Raw genomic sequence first — 558 nt, 5'->3', positions numbered from 1 at the left:
TAACGCCCTGTTAAGGTGTGAGCAACGCAATACCGAAGCCACCGCATACCACCTTAAACACTAAAACCAACGCATAGTAAAAATGCCACGCGTTGCGAATCACTCTTAAACAGTTTGTTATAGCGCTTTGCCGTTTACAAGTGACCAATGATGAGGCATTAATTCTCGTATAGTCTTGAAAACCAGTGCATTCTCTGGAGTCGTAATTGCTGCTTTGACATCCCCACCCCAATGGACGAGGCGCTCTTGGCAAACTCCGCATGGTGACAAGATTAGAAATTCATCGTTCTCGCTCACACGACACAGGCATAATGAGTGGGTCACTCGCTCATTGAGTTTGTGAGCCTCTAAATACGCTCCCACCTCCATGCATAGTGAAAGAGCATCGTTTTGAGTATCAGGAGCAATGCTTGTTAATATTTTTCCTGACTCTGTTCTAACAGCCGCAGCTCCACCCCAACCAGAAGGATATCGCATATTTACTAGTTCTATTGCTGCTTGATAGAGCTCTTTTTCGATATTATCCATGACCATCCATATTCAATTTTATCGTGCGCT

1 protein-coding gene is annotated in these 558 nt (G+C 44.4%); it reads right to left on the bottom strand.

What is annotated here, in order from left to right:
• Nucleotides 1-117: 117 nt before the first annotated feature.
• Nucleotides 118-528 (bottom strand): cytidine deaminase, encoded by a 411-nt coding sequence (locus LIX84_RS23375; protein ID WP_226422279.1) that lies wholly within the window; start codon nucleotides 526-528, stop codon nucleotides 118-120.
• Nucleotides 529-558: the final 30 nt, after the last annotated feature.

Source organism: Vibrio sp. E14, assembly GCF_020515785.1.
GTDB classification, from domain to species: domain Bacteria; phylum Pseudomonadota; class Gammaproteobacteria; order Enterobacterales; family Vibrionaceae; genus Vibrio; species Vibrio diabolicus.
The sequence above is the reverse complement of the archived record's forward strand: the minus strand, read 5'-3'. Positions and strand labels throughout refer to the sequence as shown.